We start from the raw sequence: 3,138 nt of genomic DNA on the forward strand, positions 1-3,138 counted from the left end.
AGGAAAAAATCAATGAAACCACAAAGAAATTCGTCTTTTTTGATGACAAAATGATCACCTCTATTCGACTCTACAGTTATACTCCATTATATACCATTACAATAAATAAGGGCTTGCTGAACGAATCCAATTTTGACTTTGTCTCAATATATAGAAGAATGGTGTATCTGTGAAAATGCGTCAAGCTGCCTTCTCTATACATTGAATCAGCTTTCGAGTGCAAGCTTTTTCTGGATTCCATTGAAAACGATATCCAGTGGGTGAAAGAAAAAGCTGGAAAGGCGGAATCAGATGCTTAGAGAAAAAGGCCAGGCGTATGACACCCCTGACCTCATCCGTAAAATAAAATTTGACAAAGAAAAGCAGCATTTGGATGCATAATACATTAGTAAGTTGTATGCTTTGATGACGGGGTCTCAAAAGCCGTTACCTTCCTCTATTTTATACCGCCCGGGCACGCGCAGTTTTTAAGCTGAGGAGAAAGAAAAATGCGCTCACTGCAACTAAAACAGCTGACAGGATAAGAAAACGGGCTGTTGACATGCCGCTTGCGAACACAACGCCGAGCACGACCGATGACAGGATCGAGCCTAAATACCGGCATGTTTGGAAAAGGCCGGAGCTTGTGCCAACCATGGCTTCAGGCGATTCGTTCAGCATTGCCGCCTGCAGCGCAACATTGCCGATCCCGTAACCGATACCGAGGATAAACAGGATCACACCCATCAGCCAGACCGAGGCATGGATAAAGAAAACGGCCATGAAAACGGCGCCGGCAATCATAGTCAAAGCACTGATCCGGATCGGTCCGGCGGTTCCGGCACGGTCAATCCATTTACCCGAAACGAGGGAAATGAGGATGCTTGCGCCGGACATAAAGAGCATCATGAACCCGCTTGTGTGCACGCTGAAATGAAGCCCGTCCTGGTAGAAGCTCGGCAGTCCGAAGAATAAGCAGTAATTAAATAAATTCAGCACGATGAATTGCAAATACACAACAGAAAGGGAACGGTGCTTGGATAAAAAGCGGACATCAATAAACGGGCGGCCTGTTCTGGCTTCATAGATCACAAATAGGACAAGCAGCACAATGCCTGCCACACCCGTCCAAATATGGACAGCCGACTCCAGTTCCAACAGAAAATACAGAAGCAGTACAAGCCCGGCCGCAAATAAGAAAATGCCGGTCCAGTCGAGCTCGTGCACAACATCTTTGAAAGAAGCATGTCTGTTCTCCGGATCTTTCGGGAAGATAAACCAGCCAAGTAGAAAACTAATCACGATAAAAGGGAAGTTCACGAGAAAAATCGACGGCCAGCCGCCAATCCCGATTAAAATTCCGCCGGCAGTCGGTCCGAGCGCCGTCATGGCAGACGCAAAAATGGACAAAACAGCAAGCGCAGAGGCTTGGTTTTCATGAATATGGGTACGAATCAGTGCGACACCGGACGGATAAATAGCACTGGAACCGATCGATTGGAAAAGCCGCATGAGCAGCAGCACGAAAAAGGCCGGGGCAAGCGGCGCACCGATTGCCGAAACGGCAACAAGCAAAAGCCCTGCAAGAAACATTTTTTTGCGCCCGATCATATCGCCGATTTTTCCGGTCACAGGCTGGGCGACCGCGCTTGCCAAATAAAAGGATGAAATGAGCCACGACACAGTTGAAAAACTCAAATGGAAATCTTTTTGAATGCTGTGAAGGGCGAGCGAGATCATCGATGAATTCAGCGGGTTCAGCATCGTACCAGATGCAATGGCTGTTAAAAAAACCGTTCTTTTCGATAAAGGCATCACAATCCTCCTCGCTTCAGATGAAAGCCTTCTTTCTAGAGCATATCTTTTACCTTGTCTTCCACGTCCATTCAAAACAGAAGTATCATACAACAAATATTTCGGGGGTGCAAATATTATGTCAGTGAAGGTCCGCTTTTCTAAGCCCGCCTTTTTCGTGCAGCTGAAACAAGCCATCCTGAGTGCTCTCCCAAGCCGCAAAACCAGCCAAAACTGCCGGAAAGCACCTGCTTAGTAAACTTGAACCCCAGCAATGAAACAAAAGCGGTTTGTCCTGTAAGAATGCTTCAACCCTTTACGTGAAGCATTCCAGTTTGCGATTTCCGTTTTTTCTGTCATAATAAAGAAACAAAAACAAGAAGAATTGAGGTAGGAACATGAACGTTAAAATCAATCGGAATGCCGCAAAAATGTTTAAAAAAATATTGGAGGAGGAAGATGCGGAAGGAAAAATGATCCGCGTCTTTGTGACCGAGATGCACGGCGACCATGCCCATTACGACATCACGCTGGATACACCGGGAGAACATGATGAAATTGTCAAAACGGATAAGGGCATTGATATTTTACTTGATTCACGCGAGCCGTATTTGGACGGCATCTGGATCCAGTATTTTTACGTGCCGCAGGAAGAATTCGTCATTACAAACCCGAGGATTGAACGCGAACACGGTCATCACCATCATCATTGATTTTTTTTATGTTGAAAGGCAGTGCTTTTTAAATTGGCCAGCCATCAGGCGATGCACATTTTGAAAAAGGGGATGAACAAGATGAAGCATCATCCGGTTTTACTGTTGTCTTACGGAGAGAAAGAAGGCGGATAGAGACAGAAATGACGGGAGGAGGACGACGGTTTGTTTAGTGTATTGGGGAAATTAGGGTGGTTTTTTAAAGCCTATTGGAAAAGATATGCGATTGCAGTGCTTGCGCTTTCAATTGTTAACTTGTTGGAAGTGCTCCCGCCGATGATTCTCGGCGATTCCATTGATAAAATATTCACCGGGGAAATGACAGCACACATTTTTTCCCTCTACATCGGCGTCATGCTGGCGATTGCAGCTGCCCTTTACGGCCTGACCTATATATGGCAGTATAACTTGTTTGGCGGGGCGTTTATCGTGGAAAAAATGCTGCGGTCCCGGTTAATGAACCATTTTTTAAAAATGGCGCCTCCTTTTTTTGAGCGGAATCGTACGGGCGACTTAATGGCGCGGACGACGAATGATTTGCGGGCGGTGTCCCAGACAGCGGGTTTCGGGATTCTGACGCTTGTTGATTCAACCATGTATATGCTGACCATTATTCTGACCATGGCCGTGCTGATCTCCTGGAAGTTAACGC

3 protein-coding genes are annotated in these 3,138 nt (G+C 46.1%); 2 read left to right on the top strand and 1 reads right to left on the bottom strand.

Annotated elements, in window-relative coordinates; translation table 11 throughout:
- Window positions 1-441: 441 nt before the first annotated feature.
- On the bottom strand, window positions 442-1,794 hold the full coding sequence (locus P9687_RS17105) for an MFS transporter (RefSeq protein WP_014098371.1): 1,353 nt from the start codon (window positions 1,792-1,794) through the stop codon (window positions 442-444).
- 377 nt (window positions 1,795-2,171) lie between these two features.
- Between P9687_RS17105 and P9687_RS17110 the strand changes: the two genes are divergently transcribed.
- Window positions 2,172-2,486, top strand: a complete 315-nt coding sequence (locus P9687_RS17110; RefSeq protein WP_013859293.1) for a heme biosynthesis protein HemY — start codon at window positions 2,172-2,174, stop codon at window positions 2,484-2,486.
- A 165-nt stretch (window positions 2,487-2,651) separates the two neighbouring features.
- Window positions 2,652-3,138: ABC transporter transmembrane domain-containing protein (locus P9687_RS17115; protein WP_328228950.1), on the top strand; the 487-nt coding region annotated here is incomplete at its 3' end.

It is taken from the genome of Weizmannia sp. CD-2023 (assembly GCF_036225245.1).
Taxonomy (GTDB): Bacteria; Bacillota; Bacilli; order Bacillales; family Bacillaceae_C; genus Weizmannia; species Weizmannia faecalis.